The following is a 22,172-nucleotide window of genomic DNA, read 5'->3' as shown; positions in this document are numbered from 1 at the left end:
GCCCGTCCCACCTGGCGTGCGGTCAGCGGCGGTCCTCGGTCACCGAGCCGGCCCGGTAGCGCAGCAGGGCCGGGAAGCACGCCACCAGCAGCACCGCCAGCCCGGCCGAGAACAGCCCGCCGGCCACCCAGGCGACGCCACCACCGAACCCGGCGGCCATCGCCCCGGCCCGCAGGTCGCCCAGCCGTGGCCCGCCGGCCACCACCACCGTGTTGACCCCCTGGAGCCGGCCCCGCATCCGGTCCGGCGCGTAGACCAGCAGCATCGACTGCCGCAGCACCGCGCTGACCAGGTCCGCCGCCCCGGCCACCGCGAGCAGCAGCACCACCAGCCAGAGCTGGCGGGCCAGCCCGGCCGCCGCGATGGCCAGCCCCCAGCCGACCACCGCCACCACCAGGGCGAGCCCCTGCCGCCGCAGCCGGCCGATCCAACCGGAGGTCAACCCGCCGAGCATCGCGCCGATCGCGATGGCGCTGTAGAGCCACCCCACCGCCGCCCCGCCGCCGAACCGTTCCTGCGCCACCTCGGGGAAGAGCGCCCGGGGCATGGCCAGGATCATCGCGATCAGGTCGATGGCGAACGAGGAGAGCAGCACCGGTGTGGTCGCCAGGTAGCGGAACCCGTCGAGGATGCCGGCCAGGCCACCCCGACGCGCCTCCCCCTCGGCCGGTGGGGCCGGGGCATCGCGGGCAGCCGGACCGTCGCCACCACCAGCGCGGTGAACAGCAGCGCGTCGGCCGCGTAGGCGACGGGCAGCCCGGTGCCGGTGCCGAAGGTGGCGAAGACCAGGCCGGCGGCGAGCGGGCCGGCCACCGACGCGGCGGTGAAGGTGGTGTAGTTCAGGGTGGTGCCCGCCGGGACCAGCTCGGGCGGGAGCAGCCGGGGCAGGATCGCCGAACGGGCCGGCGAGCTGATCGCGAACGCGACCGAGTGCACGGTCACCAACGCCAGCAGCAGCACCGGGCTGCCGAGGCCGGACAGCGCGTGCCCGAGCAGGCCGAGCATCGACACCCAGAGCAGCGCCGAGCCGACCAGCAGCACCCGCCGCCGGTCCCGGGCGTCGGCCACCGCCCCGCCCCAGAGGCCGAAGACCAGCAGCGGCAGGAACCCGGCCACCCCGAGCAGCCCGACCCAGAACGAATCCCGGGTCAGGGCGTACATCTCCACCGGCACGGCGACCGCGGTGAATTGAAACCCGAACATCGCCACCGTGTTGCCGAGCCACATCCGGCGGTACGCGGGGACCCGCAGCGGCCGCAGGTCGATGGCCAGCCGCCGGGCCCGGCCCGTACGGGCCGGTTTGACGGCGGTCACGGGGCCAGCCGCTCGACGGCCCAGCCGCCCCCCTCGACCCCACGGAACCGCAGCCGGTCGTGCAGCCGACCGGCCCGGCCCTGCCAGAACTCCACCGTCTGCGGCCGGACCCGGAACCCACCCCAGTGCGGGGGCGCCGGGACCGGCGTGCCGGCCGGGAAACGCTGCTCCGCCGCCCGGTACGCCTCCTCCAGCGCGGCCCGGTCCGGCACCACCTCGGACTGGGTGCTGGCCCAGGCGCCGAGCTGGGAGCCGCGCGGCCGGCTGGCGAAGTACGCCTCGGTCCCGGCCCGGTCGACGTGCTCCACCCGACCGGTCACCACCACCTGCCGCTGCATCGCGAACCAGGGGAAGACCAGACTGGCCCACGGGTTGGCGGCCAGCTCGACGCCCTTACGCGAGGAGTGGTTGGTGAAGAAGACGAACCCCTGCGGGTCGTACTCCTTGAGCAGCACGGTCCGGCCGCTGGGCCGGCCGGTGGCGTCGGCGGTGCCGAGGACCATCGCGTTGGGCTCGGGCAGCCCGGCCGCGACCGCGTCGGCGAGCCAGCGGCCGAACTGGGCGGGCCAGTCGGCGGCCAGGTCCGGCTCGGAAAGGCCCCGGTCGGCGGCGTACTCGTTGCGCATCGCCGCCAGGGCGGGTGTGTCGCCCGTCACGTCGTTCTCCCTCTCGCCGGGCATCCGGCGTCTGGAGACGCTGGCCAGCCCACTGATCAGTCTCACGGAGAGCGCCCCGGCGTCCAGCGGCGGGGATGTCGCGTGCAGCACAGTCGCGGTGGGTCGCGCGCTTGGTTACTCACCAGGCAAGATGGCGAGAACACATCCCTGAGGGTCGCCTAAGGTACCGGGCCGGACCGAGCCCGTGGCGGGCGCACCGAGCCAGAAGCCAGGAGACGACATGGCCGACTTCAAACCGGGCCTCGAAGGCGTCGTGGCCTTCGAGACAGAGATCGCCGAGCCGGACCGCGAGGGTGGCGCGCTGCGCTACCGGGGCGTGGACATCGAGGATCTGATCGGTCAGGTCTCCTTCGGCAACGTCTGGGCGCTGCTGGTCGACGGGCGCTTCGGCCCCGGCCTGCCGCCCGCCGAGCCGTTCCCGGTGCCGGTGCACTCCGGCGACATCCGCGTCGACGTGCAGTCCGCGGTCGCGATGCTCGCCCCGTACTGGGGGCTCAGTCAGCTGCTGGACATCTCCGACTCCCAGGCCCGCGCCGACCTGGCCCGGGTCTCGGTCACCGCGCTCTCCTTCGTCGCCCAGTCCGCGCGTGGCCTGGGCCTGCCGGCGGTGCCGCAGAAGGAGATCGACAAGGCGGAGACGATCGTCGAGCGGTTCATGAAGCGCTGGCGGGGCGAGCCGGATCCCCGGCACGTCAAGGCCGTCGACGCGTACTTCATCTCGGCCGCCGAGCACGGCCTGAACGCCTCGACCTTCACCGCCCGGATCGTCGCCTCCACCGGGGCCGACGCGGCGGCCTGCATCTCGTCGGGCATCGGCGCGCTCTCCGGCCCGCTGCACGGTGGTGCCCCGTCGCGGGTGCTCACCATGCTGGAGGCCGTCGAGCGCAGCGGTGACGCCGAGGGGTACGTCAAGGGCGTCCTCGACCGGGGCGAGCGGCTGATGGGCTTCGGCCACCGCGTCTACCGGGCGGAGGACCCGCGCGCCCGGGTGCTCCGGCGCACCGCCCGGGAGCTGGGCGCACCGCGTTTCGAGGTGGCCGAGGCGCTGGAGAAGGCCGCCCTGGCCGAGCTCCAGGCCCGCCGCCCGGACCGCGTCCTCGCCACCAACGTCGAGTTCTGGTCGGCCGTGGTGCTCGACTTCGCCGAGGTGCCGGCGCACATGTTCACCTCGATGTTCACCTGCGCCCGGATGGGCGGCTGGTCGGCGCACATCCTGGAGCAGAAGAAGCTCCAGCGGCTGGTCCGCCCGTCGGCCCGGTACGTCGGCCCGGGCACCCGCAAGCCGCAGCAGGTCGAGGGCTGGGACGCCATCCCGCACGGCGTCTGATCCCGTTCCGCACCGGGGGGCGTCGACCGACCGGTCGACGCCCCCCGCGCGTGTCACCCGGGTCCGGCCGGACGGACGACCCGGCGACGCGCGACCCGGCCGACCGCGACCACCGGCCGGCCGGTCGGCGACGGGTGGACGATCAGGAGCGGCCCGGCCGGCGACCGGCCGTTGATCACGCAGCGGTGTGGCCGACGCCTCAGGTCCGGGCCTGGGACCAGCCGGCATCCGGGCCACCGCGGGTGCGAGGATGAAGGCCGGCAGTGTCGCCGGACCGGGCACGGACCCGGCCACGTGGTGCGCCCCGCGCACCCGTCCGCCGGCAGTCCCGCGCCTGGTGAAGGGCCCGCCCTAGCCCCATGCGGAAGGATCGAGAAAACCGTGGCTGACGCACCGACCATCCGGATTCCCGACGACATCAAGCCCGCCGACGGGCGGTTCGGCTGCGGGCCGTCCAAGGTCCGTCCGGAGGCGGTGTCCGCACTCGCCGACGTGGCGACCAGCTACCTGGGCACCTCGCACCGGCAGCAGACCGTCCGCGCCGAGGTCGCCCGGCTGCGCAAGGGCATCGCCGAGTTCTTCTCCCTGCCCGAGGGCTACGAGGTGATCATCGGCAACGGTGGCGCCACCGCCTTCTGGGAGGTCGCCACCTTCGGTCTGGTCCGCGACCGGGCCCAGTTCGCCAGCTTCGGCGAGTTCGGCGCGAAGTTCGCCAAGTCGGTCAAGGACGCGCCGTTCCTCGGTGAGCCGACGGTCCGCAAGGCCGAGCCGGGCAGCGCCCCGGGCCTGCTGGCCGAGGCCGGGGTGGACGTCTACGCCACCCCGCACAACGAGACCTCCACCGGGGTCGCGGTGCCGATCAACCGGGTCGCCGACGCCGACCCGGGCTCGCTGCTGCTGGTCGACGCCACCTCCGGCGCGGGCGGCCTGGACGTCAACGTCGGCGAGACCGACGTCTACTACTTCGCCCCGCAGAAGTGCTTCGGCTCCGACGGCGGCCTCTGGCTGGCCCTGATGTCGCCGGCCGCGTTGGAGCGGGCCACCGAGATCAAGGGCTCCGGCCGTTACATCCCGGCCTTCCTCGACCTGGTCACCGCGATCGACAACTCGCGGCTGGAGCAGACCTACAACACCCCGGCGTTGGCGACCGTCTTCCTGGCCGCCGAGCAGACCGACTGGATGAACTCGCAGGGCGGCCTGAGCTGGGCGGCCAAGCGCACCGCCGAGAGCGCCGGGATCGTCTACGGCTGGGCCGAGCGGGCCGCGTTCGCCACCCCGTTCGTCACCGACCCGGCGCTGCGTTCCAACGTGGTCGCCACCATCGACTTCGCCGACGGGGTGGACGCCGCCGCGATCGCGAAGGTGCTGCGGGCCAACGGGATCGTCGACACCGAGCCCTACCGCAAGCTCGGTCGCAACCAGCTGCGGGTCGCGCTGTTCCCGGCGGTGGAGCCGGCCGACGTGGAGGCGCTCACCGCCGCCATCGACTACGTGGTCGAGCGGCTCTAGTCACACCCGTCACGGTGGGTGGTCGCAGCGGTCGCTGCGGCCACCCACGGTGATCATTGCCGCAGCTCAGTCGCGACATGCGCAAGTCGCATCCCCCACCTGTGGGCAGATGAGCGTACGGTGGTGCGAGGACGCCCGGGTGGCCGGCTCGTGGCGTGACGGCCAGCGAAGCGGGACGGAGGCTACGCCATGCGCCCAGTACGCTTCGTCGCCCTCTCCGAGGACGGCCAGGCGCTGGTGCTCGCCGACGAGGTCGGGCGCCTGCTCGCCCTCCCCATCGACGAACGCATCGCGACCGTGCTGCACGCCGAGCCCGGTGCGCCGCCGCTCACCGTGGTCCCCACCGGGGTCGACCCGACCCCGTCACTGTCCCCTCGGGACATCCAGGCCCGCATCCGTTCGGGCGAGTCCGCCGAGGACGTCGCCCGGATCGCCGGTGTGCCCGTCGACCGGGTGCTGCGCTACGCCGGCCCGGTGCTCCAGGAGCGGGCCATGCTCGCCCAGCACGCCCGGCGCACCCGGCTCAAGGGTGCCGAGAAGGCCACCCCGCTGGCCGAGGTGGTCAACGGTCGGCTGGCCCAGCACGGCATCGACACCGAGAAGATCTCCTGGGACGCGTTCCGGCGGGACGACGGCACCTGGCGGATCATCGCCACCTGGCCGTCCGGCAAGGCCACCGCGCAGGCCGTCTGGGATCTCGACAAGCTCCGGCAGAACGTCACCCCGCACGACGACATGGCGCAGTACCTGTGCGCCGAGCGTCCCACGCCGATCCTCGGCCAGGAGCCGGCACCGGAACGGGGCGGCCACGCGCTGCCCGGCCCGTCGCGGGGCGAGCCGAGTCGGGGCGGACACGGCCTGCCGGCCGCCAGCGAGCAGGCCCGTCCGGGCCGGGACCCGATCCGGGCCGGGCGGGACGCCCTGCTCGCGTCGCTGGACCGTCCGCTCGGCGGCACCTCGGGGCGGGGTCTCGACCCGCGTTCCCCGGCCGCGCTGGCCGGTTCCGACGCGCCCCGTCAGCGGGCCGTCGGCGGTGGTGCCGCCGCACTGCTCGGCGGTGGGCAGGGTTCCGCCTTCGACGACGACTCGGACGCGCCCAAGGAGGTCCCGGCCGTGCCGTCGCTTGCCGTGCTCCGGCCGCGCCGCACGGGCACGGCCGCGGCGGCCGCTGCGGGCGGCGAGTCGACGGACGCCTCGGGCAAGCCGCGTAAGCGCCTGCCCAGCTGGGACGACGTCCTGTTCGGCACCGGCCCGGCGGCCCGCGAGTCCTCCTGATCGCAGTGGGCCACTCTGGCATCGTGAGGCACTCGAGGTCCGCGCGTGTCAGGGTGGTCCCATGGAGTACACGAATCTGGGACGTACCGGTCTGTCGGTGAGCCGGCTCTGCCTCGGCACGATGAACTTCGGGCCGCAGACCTCCGAGCCGGACAGCTTCGCCATCATGGACCGGGCGCTCGAACACGGCATCAACTTCTTCGACACCGCCAACGTCTACGGCTGGCAGACCGGTGAGGGGATCACCGAGCAGATCATCGGTCGTTGGTTCGCCCAGGGCGGGGGCCGGCGGGACAAGGTCGTCCTGGCCACCAAGGTCTTCGGCAAGATGGGCGAGTGGCCCAACGACCAGGGCCTGAGCGCCCGGCACATCGTCCGGGCCTGTGAGGACTCGCTGCGCCGGCTCCAGACCGACGTGATCGACCTCTACCAGATGCACCACGTCTCCCGCAGCACCCCGTGGGAGGAGATCTGGCAGGCGATGGAGACCCTGGTCGCCCAGGGCAAGGTGATCTACGTCGGGTCGTCCAACTTCGCCGGTTGGCACATCGCCCAGGCGCAGGCCGCCGCCGGGAAGCGCAACTTCCTCGGCCTGGTCGCCGAGCAGTCCATCTACAACCTGCTCACCCGGCACGTCGAGCTGGAGGTGATCCCGGCCGCGCAGCACTACGGGCTGGGGGTCATCCCGTGGTCGCCGCTGCACGGGGGGCTGCTCTCCGGGGTGCTGCGCAAGATGGCCGAGGGCGGGGCCGCGCGGGCACCGCCGGCCGGGCCGCCGACGGGCTCGCCGCGCACCGGCCGGCCATCGAGGCGTACGAGAAGTTCTGCGCCGAGCGGGGTGACGACCCGGCCGACGTGGCGTTGGCCTGGTTGCTTTCCCGGCCCGGGGTGACCGCCCCGATCATCGGCCCGCGCACCGTCGCCCAGCTCGACAACACCCTGGGCGCGCTGACCGTGGAGATCGACGAGGCGACGGAGCAGCGGCTCGACGAGTTGTTCCCGCCGGTCGGCAACGGTGGTCCCGGCCCGGAGGCCTGGGCCTGGTGACCGGTCCCCCGACGGGGACCAAACAGCGGCATCCGAGCGCCTCGGACACCGCCACTGCACCCCCCTTCGCGTCGCCGTCACGGAACCGTCGCCCGCCGGGCCCGGCCCCGATCGTCATGATCAGCAGGGGGCGGGGCGGAGCGGCCAGGTGGCGAGGGGGGTGTGGTGGGGGCCGGGGCGGCTGTGCACCAGCACCAGCTCATCGGCCGGCCATCGCGGACCGAGGTGGGCGTCGAGGGCGAGCCGGTCGGCGTCCACCTCGGACGGGTCGAGCCGGTCACCGGGCCGCGCCACCGTCAGGTGTGGACGGAACGGCTTCCCGTCGTACGGCAGGCCGGCCCGGTCCAGCTCGGCCCGGATCAGCCCGGCCAGCGTCCGCAGCGCGGTCACCTCACCCCGCACGTCCACCCACAGCACGGTGGACCGGCCCTGCCCGAACAGGCCCCCGCCGCCCAGCCGTAACAGGGGTGGGTGCGTCCAGCCGGCGCGGGCGGCTTCGGCGGCCGCGCCGAGGGCACCTGCCACCTCGGGCAGCCGGCCGGGCTCGACCTCACCGAGGAAGGCCAGCGTGACGTGCAGGTGTGCCGGCTGCGCCAGGCGTACGTCGAGGCCGGCGGCACCGGCTGTGCCGACCCGCAGCCGGGACACCCGGGCGGTGAGGTCGGCGACGGCGGACGGTGGCGGGTGGACCGCGACGAAGAGTCTCACGCCCGCCGGTCACGGGGGCGGCGGTCGGCGGGTGTGGTCGGCAGCGTGAGCCCCGCCGCGGCCAGCACGCCCTCGACCCGGACCCGTTCGATCTCCCGGTCGACCCCGGTCAGCTCGGCCAGGTGCTCGGGGATCTCCAGTGCCCGGCAGGCGGCGCGGAGCCGGTCGTCGTACGCCTCGATGACCGAGCTGTGCCAGACCACCGAGCGACCGCCGGCGGCGAGCCGGTGCTGGCCCAGGCGGCGCAGGTCGGCGGCGAGGAGTTCGAGGGGGCGGCGGTCGGCCCGGTCCAGCTCGGTCAGGTCGATGTCGCGGGTGGCCGGGTCGGCGGCGAGGGCCCGGTCGAGGCGGGCGATGGTGCGGCGTTCCCGGCGGCGTTCCCGCCACTCGGCCCAGCCGCAGGCCACCCGGTCGGCGATCTCGTCGAGGCAGAAGAGCAGGGCGAAGGCCACCGGCAGGCAGGCCACGGCGAGGATAGCCAGTATCAGCGTCAGCGCGCTCCCGCCTGCCACACCTCGACGCTAGGGCCCGGCGGGGCCGCGCGCCACAGCTTTGTTGCTATCTGCACGCTCTGCGTGTCCGCCCCACCGCTCACCGCCCGCTGGGGGTGAGCAGGCGGGGGCGGGACACCACGTAGAAGCGGGGCATCGGCAGCACCCGGAAGCGCAGTCGGGCCCCGGAGCGCCGCAGTTGCCAGGTGAGCGCGAGCAGGGCGGTGGCCAGCGAGATGAGTCCACCCATCCAGATGCTCGCGCCGGCGCCGAAGGTCTCGGCGACCCAGCCGATGATCGGTGCGCCGACCGGGTTGGTGCCGAGGAACACCAGCACCCACAGCGCCATCACCCGGCCCCGGAAGGCCGCGTCGGTGCCGAGCTGCACCCGCTGGTTGGCCGCCTGGGCGAAGAAGACCATGAAGAAGCCGGTCGGCATGAGCAGGGTCACCACCAGCCAGTACGCCGGGGCGAGGCCGACCAGGGTGCCGAAGACCGCGCAGCCGACGGCCGCACCGAGCACCAGCCATACCGACGGGCGGCTGCGCCGTCCGGTGCCGGCGAGCGCCCCGACCAGCGCGCCGACCGCCAGCGCGGTGCTGAACAGGCCGAACGAGGCGGCCCCGGTGTGGAAGACCGTCTTGGCCAGTGCGGCGAGGGTGAGCTGGAAGTTGAACAGCGACATCCCGATCACCGACATGACCACCATGGGCAGCAGCAGGTCGGGGCGTTGCCGGACGTAGCGCAACCCGTCGATGATCTTTGCCGAGTCGCGTTCGCCGATCGGGAGCAGGTCCTTGCGGTACAGCTCGGCCGGGCGCATCCGGACCACGTTGGCCAACGGCGCGACGGAGCTGACGGCGGTGAACAGGAAGACCGGGCCGACGTCGAACGCGGCGATGGCCAGGCCGGCGACGGCGGGGCCGATGATCCGGGCCGAGTTGAACACCGCCGCGTTGAGGGAGAGCGCGTTGGGCAGCAGGGTGGTGCCGACGAGTTCGCTGACGAACGCCTGCCGGACCGGGGTCTCCACCGCATTGGCGGTGCCGAGCAGGGCGGCGAACGCGAAGACGTGCCACAGCTCGACCAGGCCGGTGAGCACCAGCAGGCTCATCCCCAGCGCCAGCACCGTCCAGAAGGCGTTGGCGACGAAGAGCAGCATCCGCTTGTCGTAGCGGTCGGCGAGCCGGCCGGAGAGCAGGGTGAGCAGCAGCACCGGGGTGAACTGCAGGGCGGTCACCACGCCGAGCGCGGTGGCGGAGTTGTCCGAAAGCTCAAGGACGAGCCAGTCCTGGGCGATGAACATCATCCAGACGCCGATCAGTTTGACCAGCTGTCCGGTGGCGAAGAGTCGGTAGTTGCGGACTCGTAGGGACTGGAACATCGTGCTCAGCTTCGCCTGCACTCTTGGTGCGCCTCCTCGGGTCGCGTACGCGTCATCGACGGCGGACGGCGCGGACCCGGTGGGGCGTCAGGCGCGGGCGAGCTGCTGGAGGATCTCGGCGGCCCGCCGTAGCGTGTCGCGTTCGTCCTCCGCGAGCGCGGCCAGCCGGCTGGCAAGCCACTCGTCGCGGGCCCGCTCGAACTGGTCGAGCACGGCCCGGCCTGACTCGGTGGCCGCCAGGATGACCTGCCGGCCGTCGGTCGGGTGGGGGGTGCGCTGCACCAGGCCGCGCTCCTCCAGCTTCGCGACGATCTTGCTCATCGTCGGTGGCTGGACCCGTTCGACGTCGGCCAGCTCCCGGGGCGTCAGCGCGCCCGCCAGCCGGAGGCTGGTGAGCGCGGAGAGCTGGGTGACCGTCAGGTCGCCGACCGGGCGGGCCTGCCGGACCCGCCGGTTGAGTCGGGTGATCGCATCACGCAACTGGGGTGCCAGCTGCGCCGGTGGCACGCGGTTTGCCGTCACCGTCCGCTCCGTCACAGTCGTTAGCCTAACTAATGAGCCTGGCTAACGACATCCGATATGACCATGCTCACGAGGGGAATACCGCCGCTGCGGGCCGGGCAACCTGACGGGTCGCCCGGCCCGCAGACCGACGGGTGGCGCTACGCCAGCGCGGACTCGATCGGCCCGCGCAGGAAGTACAGCACGAACAGCACCGCCACCGCGTAGAGCAGCGGATGGATCTCCCGCGCCCTGCCCTTCGCCAGCTTGAGCAGCACGTAGCTGATGATGCCCGCCCCGATGCCGTTGGAGATCGAATAGGTGAAGGGCATCAGGGTGATGGTGAGGAACGCCGGGATGGCGATCTCGTAGTCGGTCCAGTCGATGGTCCGCACCGCGGTCATCATCAGGAAGCCGACCACCACCAGCGCCGTCGAGGCCGCCTCGAACGGGATCACCGTGGACAGCGGCGACAGGAACATCGCCAGCAGGAACAGCCCACCGGCGACCAGGTTGGCCACCCCGGTCCGGGCACCCTCCGCGACCCCCGAGGCACTCTCGATGTACGACGTGTTGCTGGAGACGCTCGCCGCGCCACCCGCCGCCGCGGCGATCGAGTCGACCAGCAGGATCTCCTTCGCCCGGGGCGGGGTGCCCTGCTCGTCGAGCATGTCCCCCTCCTGGCCGATCGCGACCATCGTGCCCATCGTGTCGAAGAAGTCCGTGATCAACAGGGTGAAGACGAACATCAGCGGGATCAACCAGCCGGCCCGGCTCCACGAGCCCAGCACGTTGAAGTTGCCCAGCAGCGACAGGTCGGGGATGTCCACGATCCGCTCGGGCAGCTTCGGCACGTTCAACGACCAGCCGTGCGGGTTGGGCTTGCCGTCGACGAAGGACGGCCCCACCTTGGCGACCGCCTCCACGATGATCGCCAGCGCGGTCGAGGCCAGGATGCCGATCAGGATCGCGCCGCGCACCCGCCGCACCACCAGCACCAGCGTCACCAGCAGGCCGACCACGAAGACCAGCATCGGCCAGCTGACGATCTTGCCGTTGATGCCGAGCCCCACCGGCACGGTGGTGTTCGCCGCGTCCGGCACCCGCCTGACGAAACCGGCGTCGACCAGCCCGATGATGGTCAGGAACAGCCCGATGCCCACCCCGATCGCGGTCTTGAGCTGCGTTGGGACCGAGCGGAACACCGCCGTACGCAGGCCGGTGAGCACGAGGATCGCGATGAGCACACCCTCGATCACCACCAGCCCCATCGCGTCCGCCCAGGTCATCTGCGGGGCGATCTCGAACGCGACGAGCGCGTTCACCCCCAGACCGGCGGCCAGCGCCATCGGGAACCGCCCGACGACCCCCATCAGGATCGTCATCAGGCCGGCCACCAGCGCGGTCGCCGCGGCCAGGGCGGGAATCGACAGCTTCTTGCCGTCACCGTCGGCGGCTCCGCCCAGGATCAGCGGGTTCAGCACCACGATGTACGCCATCGTGAAGAAGGTCGCCAGACCACCCCGTACCTCGCGGCTCATCGTCGAGCCACGGGCGGAGATCTCGAAGAAACGGTCGAAACCGTTCCGGGGGTGGGCGGGATCAGAAGGAATGCCGTTGTCCGGCGGCGCTATGGCCATCAGGTCCTCGCAGGTGATCTACCGTTGTCGCGCGCATCGTCCCAGATCAGCGGCGGGCCGGGAAGATGCTTCGCGGTACGCTTCTGCCCGTGCCGCAGGAGCAACCACCACGACCCGAGCCACTCGACCCGCCGATGGTCCCGTTCGCGGTGGCCGGGTTGATCGCCTGGGCGGTGGTGGGCCTGCTGATGCTGGTCTTCTTCCGTGGCTGGCTCACCGAACACGGCCACCAGGACTGGCTCTGGACCTGCCTGGCCGGGTTCCTGTGGGGCTTTCCCGGTCTGGCCACGATGATGCGGCACGACGCCCACCGTCGTCGCCGTCGGGCATCCGCCCGGCAGGACTGACCCGCCCCGCACACCGGGCGTCCGGGGCGTCACGCCCACGCCGAGCCCGCCTGCCGGCGGACCGGCCCCGCAGCCAGGACCGGCCGGACGGCTACACCGGCTCGGACTCCTCCGCCGGGTCGGATGCCCCGTCCACCGTCATCGACTCGACCGCGCTGTCGTCGTACACCGTCGGAAGCTCGTCGACCGCCGGCTCGGCGGTCTCCACCAGGGTCTCCGAGTGCGCGCCGCAACCGTGCTCGGCGCTGACCACCCGACCGTCGTCGGGGGCGTAGAAGTTGCCGCAGGCCCCGAACGCCTGCCGCAGCGCACCGGCCAGCGGCAGATAGAAGCCACAGGTGCCGCAGCGGGCCGAGGCGGGGGCAGCGGTGGAGATCGGGGCGGACGGGCCGTGGTCGCCGTCGTACCAGCGCTGGGCCGCCTCGGCCCGGCCCTCGCGGGACAGCACCCGGGGCCGGCCGAGACCCAACTCCCAGGAGGTCTCCTCGACCGCCGGGTCGTCGGAGAGCAGGTAGCCGGGGGCGAGCCGGTCGTCGTCCGACGGAGTGAGGAGCAGGTCACCCGGGCCGAGGTCACCCGGCTGGAGGCGTTCCTGCCACGGCAGCCAACCGGGCGCGAGCAACGCGTCCGAGCCGGGCAGCAGCACCGTCTCACAGACAGTGACCTGCCGGCTGCGGGGGACCCGGGTGACGGTCACCGCCCAGCGCCAACCCCGGTAACCACCGAGCAGGCATTCGAAATAATGGGTGACCACCCGGTCACCTTCGGCGACAGCCCGCAGGTGGTCGCCGATGTCGGCGGGCTCCACCTCGGTGATCGCGTCGCGGGCCACCTCGACGGCGGCGGCGCAGACCTGGTCGAGGCGGGCGGCACGAGCGGGAGCGGGCCTGGTCACCCGACCATTGTTCCCCATGCGCGGCACGCACCGACAGGCACTCCCCGAGTGAGTCTTCCCCCGTGGTGCGGCACACCTGGATCAGATGGGCGAGGATGGTGCACATGCCGCTGTTCTCCCGCTCCGGGCGGTCCGTACTGGGACGGACCGTCGGCACCGGCATCCGCGCCACCCGCCTGCTGCTGCGCGGCTCGGTCAACGGCGGACGCTGGATGACCCGACGGGCCGGTTCGGCCCGCGCGAAGGGTGCCGGCGGAGAGACCGGCATGGTCCGCCTCTTCGACCTGCACGCCGTCTCCTGTGCCGGGGACACGTTGATCGCCATCGGCCTGGCCGGGACCATCTTCTTCGACGTCCCGCTCGGTGAGGCACGCAGCAAGGTGGCGCTCTACCTGCTGGTCACGATGGTGCCGTTCGCGATGCTGGCACCCGTGGTCGGCCCCCTGCTCGACCACTTCCGGCACGGCCGGCGGTACGCGCTGGCCACCACCATGCTCGGCCGGGCCTTCCTGGCCTGGCTGATCTCGGACTACATCGGCAGCCTCGGGCTCTATCCCGCCGCGTTCGGGGTGCTGGCGCTGTCCCGGGCGTACGGGGTGGCCCGGTCCGCCGCCGTGCCCCGACTGCTGCCGGAGGGGCTCGGACTGTCCCAGGTGGGGGCGCGGGCCAGTGTCTACGGCACGGTGGCCGGGGCGTTGGTGGCCCCGCTGGGGTTGGCGGCGTTCTGGTTCGGGCCGCAGTGGCCACTCCGGGTCGCCTCGGTGATCTTCCTGGTCGGCATGGTGATCGCGTTGCGGTTGCCGCCCCGGGCGGACTCCGAGCCACCGGAGCGGGTGCCCCGACCACTGCGGGCGCTGCGCCGCAAGGGGGACCGCCCGTTGGGCCGGGGGCGGCCGGCGGGTCGACTGGTGATCGCCACCCTGATCGGCGCGGCGGGGGTCCGCGCGCTCTACGGTTTCCTGCTGCTCTTCCTGGCGTTCGCGCTCAAGAAGGGGGACCTGACCAACGACCTCTTCGGCCGCCGGCTCAGCGACCAGGCGGCGCTGGGCATCATCGGCGGGGCGCTGGCGATCGGCGGCTTCCTGGCCACCGCGGTCGGCACCCGGCTGCGGATCCACCGACCGGCGGCGATCCAGTCCAGCACGATGATCATCGTGGCCGGGGTGGGCATCCTGACCGTGCTGAAGTTCTCCCTGCCGATGGTGGCGCTGTTCTGCCTGGTCGCAGCCCTGTCCAGCGGCATCGCCAAGCTCGCCGTCGACGCCTCGATCCAGGAACGCATTCCCGAACGGTTGCGGGCCAGCTCCTTCGCCCACTCCGAGACCGCCCTGATGCTCGCCTTCGTCGCCGGTGGTGGGCTCGGCCTCGTCCCGTTCGAGGGCCGCATCGGCATCGCGGTCGCCGCCGGGGTGGGCGTCCTCGCCGCAGCGCGGGGAATCGTCGTCGCGGGCCGGCTGCGCGCCGAACGGCTGCTGGGCCGACCGTTGACCGACGAGGAGTTGGCCGCCCAGGACCGGGCCGACGCCACTGCCGCGCGGACGACCGACCCGGCCTCCGGGGTGACCGACCCGCCCGGTCCCGCCGCCGGCTCCACCGACGCCGCTGCCGGTCGTTCCGCCGGCACGCGGGTCGATATGGCCGCCGATCGCCCGGCCGACAGCGCCGACGACGAGGCGACCGAGGCGGCGGCCCGGGCCGCACCGACCTCACCGGCCCCGAGCGGGGCGGCCGGACGGCACGACGACGGGTTGGCCCCGCCGGGCTACCACATCTACCGGCCGTCCTCGGCAGTCCCGGGCAGCGGTGTCGACGACCAGCCACGGCAGTCGCCGGGGTCGGTGTCGTGACGGGTCTGCTGGTGTTGACCGCCGTACCGGCCGAGGCGGAGGCCGTCCGGGCCGGGCTGGCCGACCCGACGGTGACGGTCCGGGCGATCGGCGTGGGACCGGCCGTGGCCGGCGCCGCCACGGCCCGCCTGCTGGCTCTGGCCGAGGCTGCCGGTCGTCCGTACCGGGCGGTGGTCAGCGCGGGGATCGCCGGGGGCTTCGCCGGCCGGGCCCCGGTCGGCGCAACGGTGCTCGCCTCCCGCAGCGTCGCCGCGGACCTCGGGGCCGAGTCCCCGACCGGCTTCATCCCCGTCGACGAGCTGGGGATGCCCCCGGAACTGCTCGGTGGCGGCCCCACCATCGACACCGACCCGGCGCTGCTGGGCGCGCTACGCGCCGCCCTCCCGACGGCCGTCGTCGGGGCGGTGCTCACGGTCAGCACGGTCACCGGCACCGCCGCGAGCACCACCGCCCTGGCCGACCGGCACCCCGACGCGGTGGCCGAGGCCATGGAGGGGTACGCGGTGGCGGTCGCCGCCGCGCAGGCCGGCCTCCCCTTCGTCGAGCTGCGTACCGTCTCCAATCCGATCGGTCCCCGGGACCGCGACGGCTGGCGGATGCGCGAGGCGTTCACCGCCCTGACCCAGGCTGCCCGCGCGCTGTCCTGACAGATGCGGACGGGTGCTACGGCGGTCGGGGTGCCGGGCCGACCGGGCGTCGCAGGGACATGGCGAGCGGGCGACCGGCGGCCACCCGGAAACCGCAGGATGCCAGGAAAGAGCTGCTGAACTGGTCCTCGACCACCGTGTGGACCAGGCCGATGCCCATGTCCTCCATCCGCTGCGCCATGGCCGCCACCAGCCGGCCACCGATGCCGATCCGACGGTGCCCGGCCGCGACCAACACCCCGTCGAGCACCAGCTCGCGCGGCCAGTCCAGGTCGTCGCCGTAGATCAGCTGCGGATCACGCTCGTGGGCACGCAACTCCCCCAGCAGGGTGCCGTCGGGCAGTTCGGCCACGAACCGCCAGGCCGTCGAGGGCCGGCCGTCGCCGATCACCCAGCGGACCGTTGCGTCCCGACGGACCCGCTCCGCCGCCCGCCTCCGGTCCCGGTAACCCCGGTTCCGTTCATACGCCGCCGGCGGCAACCGCAGCGGCCACAGCGGGGGCGGCAGGTTGTACCAGTCCGCCCACCAGGCACCCGGCCAGTCCTTCGGCTCCCGCACCGGCCAGACGTCGAGGTGGGCCGGATAGCGCCGACCGGCGGTGTCCCGTAGGTCGTCGTGCGGCACCGGCGGCAGCGAACAGGTCACCCCGGCGGTCGGCGCCTGGACGGTCGACGTGGCGGTGATCGGGGGCAGGGCTGCGGGCGGGGGCGGGCCGTCGGTCGGGGGCGGGGCGTCCGTCGGGGCGGGCGTCCGTCGGGGGCGGGGCGTCCGTCGGGGGCGGGGCGTCGGTCGGCGCGGGAGGTGAGGTGGTGGGCAGTGAGGTGGTGGGCAGTGAGATCGTCAGGGTGCCACCGACGGCCCGCACCAGTCGCTCGACCGTGTGGAACCGTGGATCGGCCGCACTGCCGGACTCGATCCGGGCGATGGTCGCCTGGGGCACCCCCGAACGCCGGGCCAGCTCCCGCTGGCTCAGGTCGGCCTCCCGGCGCAGCGCCCGCACCGTCCGGCCCAGATCGGCCGGCAGGGCCTCCTCCGTCGTCACACCACCATGCTCCCGGTGCTACGCCTCGGCTTCAACAACCTCATCTCCGACTGTGGACAACCCTGTGGAAAACCGGTGGAGCTGGGGACAAGGTAGCAAGCTCGCGTCCTTTAGAGCTGATGACGTCAGCGATTCACGGATTGGTCTATCCAGGCATACCGACCAAAGACGTCGGTGACGGATAGGTCTTGAAAGATAGATAAGTCTTGAAAGACGGATGGGTCTTGAGACCGGTGAGGGAGTCCCGGGCCGCTTCCGGCTCATGCCCCGGGTCGTCAGCCCGCCATGGTCTCGACACCGGTGTCCGGCCGGGTAGCGCGGCCCCGGGCATACCGAGAAAAGGTCAAACCACCACGCCTCGGCCAGGGTGGGGTACGCGTCACCTCCGCGCCCGGCGCTCCGCCCCACGCTGACCCCGCCACCACTCCGCCACACCCTCACCCCGCCACCGCCCTACCCCACGCTGACCCCGCCACCGCCCCGCCCCACGCTGACCCCGCTGCCGCTCGACCCCAGGCTGACCCCGCTGCCGCTCGGCCCGCGCTGACTCGATGGCGTCATCAGCTCGAAAGGGCGCACACGTAGTACTCGTCGCCCCGCCCCGCCCCGCCCTGGTGGGATCACGAGCCGGACGCAGGTCCTCCCGAGCGGGTGAGACCCACCGGGCCAGAACGACCCGGCCAGAACGACCCGCCGGGCCAGAACGGGCCCGCCGCCCAGAACGACCCGGCCAGAACAGCCCACCGGTCAGAACGGGCCCGCGCACGGCCAGAACGGCCCGCCGGCCAGAACGGGCCCGCGCACGGCCAGAACGGCCCTCCGGCCAGAACGGGCCCACCGGCCAGAACGGGCCGCCGGGGGCGGGCGGGGTGGGCGTCACATCGGGGGATGGCGGGGCGGATGCCGCAGCGGCGCTACCGTGGGGGCGTGGCGCTCTCCCTGGCGATCTCCCCCTGCCCCAACGACACCTTCGTCTTCGACGCGCTGGTGCACGGCCGGGTGCCGGGTGCGCCGCCGGTCGAGGTGACCTTCGCCGACGTCGACGTCACCAACACCGCCGCCGAACGGGGGGCCTTCGACCTGGTGAAGGTCAGCTACGCGGCGCTGCCCTGGCTGCTCGACGACTACCACCTGCTGCCCTGCGGCGGTGCGCTCGGCCGGGGCTGCGGCCCCCTCGTACTCACCCGTGGCACCGAAGCTCAGGACGCCACCACCGACGGCACCACCACCGCAGGCGGGGCCACCACCGACGCCAGCACGGCAACCGGGCCCGCCAGCACGGCCACCCGGCCGGCCAGCGCAGCCGGCGGGGCGGGGCGGGCGGACCGGGTCGACCTGAGCGGGGCCACGGTGGCGGTGCCGGGTGACCGGACCACCGCGTACCTGCTGTTCCGGCTCTGGTCGGCGGGACAGCCACCGGCCCGGATCGAGATCGTGCCGTTCCACGAGATCATGCCGGGCGTGGCAGCCGGCCGCTACGACGCCGGCCTGGTGATCCACGAGGCCCGGTTCACCTACCACCGGCACGGGTTGACCGCGCTGGTGGACCTGGGTGAATGGTGGGAGGCCGACACCGGCCTACCCATCCCGCTCGGGGCGATCCTGGCCCGCAAGGGCACGGTCGACCCGGTGGCCGCCGCCGACTGGATCCGGGAGTCGGTACGCCAGGCGTGGGCCGACCCGTCGGCCAGCCGGGGGTACGTGCTCGCGCACGCGCAGGAGATGGAGCCCGACGTGGTGGACCGGCACATCGGCCTCTACGTCAACGAGTTCACCGCCGACCTGGGGGACGCGGGGTTCGCCGCCGTGGAGGCGCTGCTGGGCCGGGCCGCCGACGCCGGGCTGGTGCCTCCGCCGACGCCGGGCTGGTGCCTCAGACCTCCAACTCGCTGGCCACCGCGTGGACCAGCTGAGCGATCTTCTGCGCGGTCTTGCGGTCGGGGAAGCGGCCCCGGCGCAGGTCCGGCTGCACCTTCGCCTCCAGCACCTTGATCATGTCCTCGACCAGACCGTGCAACTCCTCGGCCGGCCGGCGGCGCAGCTCCGCCATGGACGGCGGGGCGTCCAGCAGCTTGACCCCCATCGCCTGGGCGCCACGCCGGCTGTCCACCACGCTGAAGTCGACCCGTTGACCGCCCTTGAGGTCGGTGACACCCGCCGGCAGCGCGCCCTTCGGCAGGAACACGTCGCCACCCTCGTCGCTGGTGACGAACCCGTATCCCTTGGCCGCGTCATACCACTTCACTCGACCCGTCGGCACCTTGGAAACCCCTGCTTCACTCGATACGACTACTGCTCCAAGGCTAGCCCGATGATCCGGTCGAGCGCCGCCGGGAATCCGGTGAGGTCGTCGAGGACCAGCTGCGCTCCGGCGGCCCGCAGGTCGTCCGCCGGGCACGGGCCGGTCGCCACCGCCACCCCCGGGATACCGGCCGCCCCGGCCGCCACCATGTCCGCCACATGGTCACCGACGTAGAGCGCGGCACCGTGCTCCCGCAACGACGTCGCCTTCTGCTCGGCGAACAGGTCCCCGGCCAACTCGTCGACCGCCAGCCCGAGGTGGTCTAGGTGCAGCCGGGCCAACCGGCCGATCTTGGAGGTGACGACCATCACCCGGCCGCCGTGTGCGTGCACCGCGTCGACCGCCTCCCGGGCGCCGGGCATCGGCACCGACGGGGCGATCGCGTACGCCGGGTACAGCTCCCGGTAGAGGACCACCGCCTCCTCGATCCGCTCGGTCGGGAACCAGTGGGCGAGTTCGGTGCGCAGCGGCGGACCGAGCCGGGAGACCGCCAGTTCGGCGTCGACCGGCACACCGGTGCGGGCGGTGAGCGCCCGGTAGGCGGCGGCGATGCCGGGGCGGGAGTCGATCAGGGTCATGTCGAGGTCGAAACCGACCATCAGCGCGGACATTCTGCGAAGGTACCCGGACAGGTCAGCCCGAGCCGGACGTCCGGGGGGCGCAATCGCCCGCCTGCGGGCTAGCGTGGAACGACGATGACCACCTCACTCGCCGACCAGTTGCGCGCGCTGCCCGACGAGGCGCTCGCCGCGCTGCTCCAGCTGCGCCCCGACCTCGTCGTACCGGTGCCGGCCGACGTCTCCGCGCTCGCCCTGCGGGCCGAGTCGCGGGTGTCGGTCGCCCGCGCGCTCGACGGGCTGGACCAGTTCACCCTCCAGATCCTCGACGCCGCCCGGCTCACCCGGCACCCCTCGGACGGCACCAGCTCCACCGAGGCGGTGCTCGCCATGGCCACCGCCGGGCCGCACCCACCCGCCCCGACCACCGTCCGCAGTGCGCTCGACCGGCTCCGCGCCCGGTTCCTGCTGTACGGCCCGGAGCAGGCGCTGCGGGTCGCCGGCAGCGTGGACGAGCTCGCCCCGTACCCGGCGGGGCTGGGGCGACCGGCCGACGAGCTGGACCCGCGGGCGGCGGCGCTGTGTGCGGACGCCGCGAAGCTGCGCCGGACGCTGCTCGCCGCGCCCCCGTCGGCGCGGGCGATCCTGGACCGGCTCGCCGCCGGCCCGCCCGTCGGCAGCGTGCCGCCGGGCTCACTCCAGGCCCCGGCGCTCGGCGCGGAGGGCGACCTGCCGCCCGACCCCACCAACGGCGGTGCCCCGACCGGGTCGCCGGTGCGTTGGCTGGTCGAGGCGCGGCTGCTGGTGGCGGTCTCCGCCGGGACGGTCGAGCTGCCCCGCGAGGTGGGGTTGCTGCTGCGCCGCGACACCGGCCCGCTCGGGCCGCTGCGGACCAGCCCACCCCCGGTCGACGCACCACCCCGCGAACCGAAGGCCGCCGACTCCGCCGGGGTCGGGCAGACCATGGAGGTGGTACGGCACACCGAGGCGCTGCTGGAGGAGCTGACCGGCGAGCCGGCCCCGGTGCTGCGCTCCGGCGGGGTCGGGGTCCGCGACCTGCGCCGGCTGGCCCGTGCGGTGGCCCTGGACGAGTCGACGACCGCGCTCCTGGTCGAGGTGGCGTACGCGGCCGGTCTCCTCGGTGAGCTGGACCTGCCCGCCGCCGCCAGCCGGTACGGCGGCGAGCAGCAGGTGCTGCCCACCGGGGCGTACGAGGTGTGGCGGGCGATGTCGCTGGCCCACCGCTGGGAGCAGTTGGCCCGGGGTTGGTTGACGATGAGCCGGCAGGCCGGCCTGGTGGGGCAGCGCGACGACCGGGACCGGCCGATCAGTGTGCTCTCCGCCGAGGCGGAACGGGCCGGTGCGCCGGCCGCCCGCCGGGCGGTGCTCGGGGTGCTGGCCGACCTGGAACCGGGTACCGCCCCCACCGTCGATGAGGTGCTGGCGCTGCTCGACTGGCGGGCACCCCGGCGCAGCAGGGGGCGGGAGGCCGCACACCGGGAGGTGCTGACCGAGGCGGCCCGGCTCGGGGTGACCGGCCTCGGTGCGCTCACCTCGTACGGGCGGCTGCTGCTCGCGAGCGTCACGGAGCCCGACGAGCGGGGCGGGGACGACCCGCTGGGGTTGCGCACCGACACCGAGAGCGGTGACCCCTCGGGCACGGTGCGGGCGTTGGACGCCCTGCTCCCCGCTCCGGTCGACCATTTCCTGGTGCAGGCCGACCTGAGCGTGGTGGTGCCCGGCCCACCGGACCCGACGTTGGCCGGTGAGCTGGAGGCGGTGACCGAGCCGGAGTCGGCGGGTGGGGCCAGCGTGCACCGGGTCACCACGGCCAGTGTCCGGCGGGCCCTTGACGCCGGTTACACCGCCGACGACCTGCACGAACTGTTCCGCCGCCGGTCGCGTACCCCGATCCCGCAGGGGTTGACCTACCTGGTGGACGACGTGGCCCGGCAGCACGGCGGGTTGCGGGTCGGCTCCGCCGGTGGGTACGTGCGCAGCGACGACGAGGCGCTGCTGGCGGAGGTGCTGGCCGACCGGCGGTTGACGCCGTTGGCGTTCCGCCGGCTGGCCCCGACGGTGCTGTGCACGTCCTACCAGGTGGGGCGGATGCTGACCGCACTGCGTGACGCCGGGTACGCCCCGGTGCCGGAGGACGCCAGCGGCACGATGGTGCTGGCCCGTCCCCGGGTCCGGCGGGCCCCGGCCCGGGTGCCGACCGGCCGGGCGGTGGACCCGCTGGCCACGCCCCGGTTGGCGCTGCCCCGGCTGCTCGGTGTGGTGGAGCAGATCCGGCGGGGTGAGGCGGCGGCGCGGGCGGCCCGGCGGGCCCCGGCGGTGGTCCGGGGTGGCGCGGCCCGGGCTGCGGCCGGTCCGCTACCCGCGCACGGTCACGCCGAGGCCCTGGCGGTGCTCCAGCAGGCGGTCCGGGACAAGGCGCTGGTCTGGGTCGGTTACGTCGACGCGCACGGGGCGACGCTGTCCCGGCTGCTGCGGCCGGTGTCGATCGGCGCGGGTTACCTGCGTGCCGAGGACGAGCGGACCGAGATGCTGCACACCTTCGCCCTGCACCGGATCACCGCGGCGGTGCGGGAGGACTGACCGGCACCCCGGCACCCCGGCACCCGTGGGCGACGGGCGGCGCGACGGTCACTGCCGACG

Annotated in this window: 18 protein-coding genes and 3 pseudogenes; 9 read left to right on the top strand and 12 right to left on the bottom strand. The window is 73.7% G+C overall.

Going from position 1 to position 22,172, the window contains the following annotated elements:
- Positions 1–22: 22 nt before the first annotated feature.
- Positions 23–1,314: pseudogene (locus tag J7462_RS22410) on the bottom strand (MFS transporter).
- Positions 1,311–1,994: a pyridoxamine 5'-phosphate oxidase gene (pdxH, locus tag J7462_RS22405; protein ID WP_255598904.1), complete on the bottom strand. Its 684-nt coding sequence runs from the start codon at positions 1,992–1,994 to the stop codon at positions 1,311–1,313. The pseudogene J7462_RS22410 and the gene pdxH overlap by 4 nt, the downstream one beginning before the upstream one ends.
- 217 nt (positions 1,995–2,211) lie before the next feature.
- Here pdxH and J7462_RS22400 point away from each other — a divergent pair, with 217 nt between their 5' ends.
- The 4 genes and pseudogenes from J7462_RS22400 (at position 2,212) to J7462_RS22385 (ending at position 7,149) form a co-directional block, all read left to right on the top strand.
- Positions 2,212–3,318, top strand: a complete 1,107-nt coding sequence (locus J7462_RS22400; RefSeq protein ID WP_088643529.1) for a citrate synthase 2 — start codon at positions 2,212–2,214, stop codon at positions 3,316–3,318.
- 381 nt (positions 3,319–3,699) lie between these two features.
- A complete protein-coding gene (serC, locus tag J7462_RS22395) occupies positions 3,700–4,827 on the top strand; it encodes a phosphoserine transaminase (RefSeq protein ID WP_208565628.1) in 1,128 nt (375 codons plus the stop codon).
- A gap of 189 nt (positions 4,828–5,016) precedes the next feature.
- Positions 5,017–6,102 (top strand): septation protein SepH, encoded by a 1,086-nt coding sequence (sepH, locus tag J7462_RS22390; protein ID WP_208565627.1) that lies wholly within the window; start codon positions 5,017–5,019, stop codon positions 6,100–6,102.
- A gap of 61 nt (positions 6,103–6,163) precedes the next feature.
- Positions 6,164–7,149: pseudogene (locus tag J7462_RS22385) on the top strand (aldo/keto reductase).
- Positions 7,150–7,269: 120 nt separating this feature from the next.
- On the opposite strand, the gene thpR reads toward J7462_RS22385, so the two are convergent.
- The 5 genes from thpR to J7462_RS22360 all read right to left on the bottom strand — a co-directional run bounded on the left by thpR (position 7,270) and on the right by J7462_RS22360 (position 11,873).
- Complete coding sequence (gene thpR / locus J7462_RS22380) at positions 7,270–7,857, bottom strand: RNA 2',3'-cyclic phosphodiesterase (RefSeq protein ID WP_219466136.1); 588 nt, start codon at positions 7,855–7,857, stop codon at positions 7,270–7,272.
- Entirely contained in the window at positions 7,854–8,369 is a 516-nt protein-coding gene (locus J7462_RS22375) for a hypothetical protein (protein ID WP_219466130.1), read from the bottom strand. Before J7462_RS22375 ends, thpR begins: the two co-directional genes overlap by 4 nt.
- 79 nt (positions 8,370–8,448) lie before the next feature.
- The gene (locus J7462_RS22370) at positions 8,449–9,753 is read right to left on the bottom strand and encodes an MFS transporter (RefSeq protein WP_219466125.1); all 1,305 of its coding nucleotides are present in this window, start codon (positions 9,751–9,753) and stop codon (positions 8,449–8,451) included.
- Between the two features lie 66 nt (positions 9,754–9,819).
- Positions 9,820–10,269, bottom strand: coding sequence for a MarR family winged helix-turn-helix transcriptional regulator (locus J7462_RS22365; RefSeq protein WP_208565622.1), 450 nt, complete (start codon positions 10,267–10,269; stop codon positions 9,820–9,822).
- Positions 10,270–10,394: 125 nt separating this feature from the next.
- Positions 10,395–11,873, bottom strand: a complete 1,479-nt coding sequence (locus J7462_RS22360) for an NCS2 family permease (RefSeq protein ID WP_219466122.1) — start codon at positions 11,871–11,873, stop codon at positions 10,395–10,397.
- 89 nt (positions 11,874–11,962) lie between these two features.
- On the opposite strand from J7462_RS22360, the gene J7462_RS22355 reads away from it, so the two are divergent.
- Complete coding sequence (locus tag J7462_RS22355) at positions 11,963–12,220, top strand: DUF2530 domain-containing protein (RefSeq protein ID WP_208565620.1); 258 nt, start codon at positions 11,963–11,965, stop codon at positions 12,218–12,220.
- Between the two features lie 91 nt (positions 12,221–12,311).
- On the opposite strand, the gene J7462_RS22350 is transcribed toward J7462_RS22355, so the two are convergent.
- Complete coding sequence (locus J7462_RS22350) at positions 12,312–13,133, bottom strand: DUF3027 domain-containing protein (RefSeq protein WP_208565619.1); 822 nt, start codon at positions 13,131–13,133, stop codon at positions 12,312–12,314.
- An 86-nt stretch (positions 13,134–13,219) separates the two neighbouring features.
- On the opposite strand from J7462_RS22350, the gene J7462_RS22345 reads away from it, so the two are divergent.
- Positions 13,220–14,962, top strand: coding sequence for an MFS transporter (locus tag J7462_RS22345; protein WP_219466119.1), 1,743 nt, complete (start codon positions 13,220–13,222; stop codon positions 14,960–14,962).
- The gene (locus J7462_RS22340; protein ID WP_219466116.1) at positions 14,959–15,609 is read left to right on the top strand and encodes a futalosine hydrolase; all 651 of its coding nucleotides are present in this window, start codon (positions 14,959–14,961) and stop codon (positions 15,607–15,609) included. Before J7462_RS22345 ends, J7462_RS22340 begins: the two co-directional genes overlap by 4 nt.
- A gap of 16 nt (positions 15,610–15,625) precedes the next feature.
- On the opposite strand, the gene J7462_RS22335 is transcribed toward J7462_RS22340, so the two are convergent.
- Positions 15,626–16,234, bottom strand: a complete 609-nt coding sequence (locus J7462_RS22335; RefSeq protein WP_308290986.1) for a GNAT family N-acetyltransferase — start codon at positions 16,232–16,234, stop codon at positions 15,626–15,628.
- Between the two features lie 229 nt (positions 16,235–16,463).
- Positions 16,464–16,652: pseudogene (locus tag J7462_RS33405) on the bottom strand (helix-turn-helix transcriptional regulator); the annotation flags it as partial.
- Positions 16,653–17,579: 927 nt separating this feature from the next.
- On the opposite strand from J7462_RS33405, the gene J7462_RS22325 reads away from it, so the two are divergent.
- A complete protein-coding gene (locus J7462_RS22325) occupies positions 17,580–18,644 on the top strand; it encodes a 1,4-dihydroxy-6-naphthoate synthase (RefSeq protein ID WP_374197542.1) in 1,065 nt (354 codons plus the stop codon).
- Here J7462_RS22325 and J7462_RS22320 read toward each other — a convergent pair.
- Together J7462_RS22320 and J7462_RS22315 are read right to left on the bottom strand one after the other, a co-directional pair.
- On the bottom strand, positions 18,526–18,912 hold the full coding sequence (locus J7462_RS22320) for a cold-shock protein (RefSeq protein ID WP_204925856.1): 387 nt from the start codon (positions 18,910–18,912) through the stop codon (positions 18,526–18,528). The genes J7462_RS22325 and J7462_RS22320 overlap by 119 nt on opposite strands.
- 29 nt (positions 18,913–18,941) lie before the next feature.
- Positions 18,942–19,565 carry an HAD family hydrolase gene (locus J7462_RS22315; RefSeq protein WP_219466109.1) on the bottom strand — a complete coding sequence of 208 codons (624 nt, stop codon included), beginning with the start codon at positions 19,563–19,565 and terminating at the stop codon, positions 18,942–18,944.
- Positions 19,566–19,649: 84 nt separating this feature from the next.
- Between J7462_RS22315 and J7462_RS22310 the strand changes: the two genes are divergently transcribed.
- Positions 19,650–22,112, top strand: a complete 2,463-nt coding sequence (locus J7462_RS22310; RefSeq protein ID WP_219466106.1) for a helicase-associated domain-containing protein — start codon at positions 19,650–19,652, stop codon at positions 22,110–22,112.
- Positions 22,113–22,172 lie beyond the last annotated feature (60 nt).

The sequence above is a fragment of the Micromonospora sp. RL09-050-HVF-A genome (assembly GCF_019374995.1).
GTDB classification, from domain to species: domain Bacteria; phylum Actinomycetota; class Actinomycetes; order Mycobacteriales; family Micromonosporaceae; genus Micromonospora; species Micromonospora antibiotica.
The sequence above is the reverse complement of the archived record's forward strand: the minus strand, read 5'-3'. Positions and strand labels throughout refer to the sequence as shown.